Annotated in this window: 1 protein-coding gene; it reads right to left on the bottom strand. The window is 67.7% G+C overall.

What is annotated here, in order from left to right; all coding sequences use genetic code 11:
• Positions 1-163 precede the first annotated feature (163 nt).
• Complete coding sequence (locus tag ACIQMV_RS39355) at positions 164-1,540, bottom strand: IS1380 family transposase (protein ID WP_402597920.1); 1,377 nt, start codon at positions 1,538-1,540, stop codon at positions 164-166.
• Between the last annotated feature and the right edge of the window lie 122 nt (positions 1,541-1,662).

Below are 1,662 nucleotides of genomic sequence, written 5' to 3' on the forward strand. Positions count from 1 at the left end.
TAGCCTCGATCTTGCGTGAGGGTCCGTCGACGGAGTCGGCGGACCGTTTCGTTTTCTGGGGCGTGTGGTGGGCAGGTCGGTGGCCCGAGTGTCGCGTCGGGTGGGCGCCGGTTTCCACTGCCCGGGGCGGGTGGTGCTGTTATCGGGACGGGAAGTCTGCTGGTCAGCCTGGGTTGGGTAGGAGCGCGAGTCGTTCGAGGGCGCCTGTGATCTCACCTGTCCAGGGCCAGTGCTGGGTGAGGCGGAGGATGCGGCGCCGGCCGGTGGTGACGAGCTGGGCGGCCGTGGAGAACAGGCGGAACCGCAGCCTGCGGGGTTCCCAGAGCCGGGCCTTGCCGGTCAGGGCGAGCATGGGCATCCAGGCCAGCAGGTCGAGAGCGATCTGGATTATCTCCAGCCAGATCTTGTTCTGCGCGGTGTGGTGGAGGGGCAGGTTGCGCAGGCCGGTGGCCCGGGCGGCCCGGATGCGGTCCTCCGCCCGGGCCCGTAGCCGGTGACGGAGCTCGAGCTCGGCGATCGGCCGGTCAGGGGTGTTGGTCGCGAAGCATGTGATCCGCATGCCGTCCGCGTCCGTGATCCTCAACTGGGCTCCGGGATGTGGTCGTTCCTTGCGGACAATGAGCCGCATGCCTTTCGGCCAGCCGTCCAGCAGGTTGCCCGTGAGCTCGGCGACCCAGGCCCCGTCGCGGACCTGGCCGTCGGTCTCGATGGCCGGTGTCCAGGCCGAGGCCGGGATCTTCAGCATGTGCTGGTGAATGGTGTCGGTGATCACCATGCCGACCGAGTAGGACAGCCACCGGCCTCGCTTTGCGAGCCAGGACACGAAGTCGTGAGTGCCGCCGGCGGAATCCGTGCGGATCAGCGTCTTCCGCCCTCTCCGGTACTTCTTCGGCAGCTGGGACAGGGCCAGTTGGGCGGTGGTGATGTGGTCGGTAGCCGTGTTCGAGCCCGCGTTCCCCGGTCTGAGGAGGGCGGCGACCGGCTCTCCGGTTCCGCCCGGGCCGTGGTCGACGAAGGCCATCAGGGGGTGATGACCGTAGGTCTTCTTCCAGGTCGCGGCTGCGTCTTCCTTGTCGGAGTGCGCGATGACGAGGACGCCGTCAAGGTCGACCGTGACCTGTCCATCGGAGTCCGGGGCGTTCTTGCCCGCCAACGACCAGGCCCGGTTGCGTACTTCGGACCGTGCGGACCGGATGGCCTGCAGGGCCTTCTCGCCGGAGGCGGCGAGGGTGTCGATCAGGCGGGAGACGGTCGGGTCGGAGGCGACCGGGCCGAAGAGGGCCGGCTCGCACCGCAGCATCGCGATGTCCGCGAGGCAGTCCCCGCCGAGTGCGACCGCCAGAGCGACGTCCAGAAGGATCTTGCCGGGATCGTGGACGGCCCGCGGTTTCCGCCACGGAGCCAGAGCTGCGGATATGGCCTGGTCAAGGCCACTCTTGCGGACTGTTTCGACGAGCAGGACCGATCCGGCCTGGGAGACGACCTGGCGGCCGTCATCCTGAACGCGGACACGGGGATAGGACCCGATAGGGTGCTTCACCTGGGAAGTGCCTCTGGTTTCAGCGGGAACAAGGACCTCGACAATCCTCATTCTTGCTGGTCAGGGGCACTTTCTGCTTTCCTGACTGCCTGTCGGACAGCCCGCTTCATGAAAGCCCGAGG

Source organism: Streptomyces sp. NPDC091412 (assembly GCF_044756885.1).
Classification (GTDB): Bacteria; Actinomycetota; Actinomycetes; order Streptomycetales; family Streptomycetaceae; genus Streptomyces.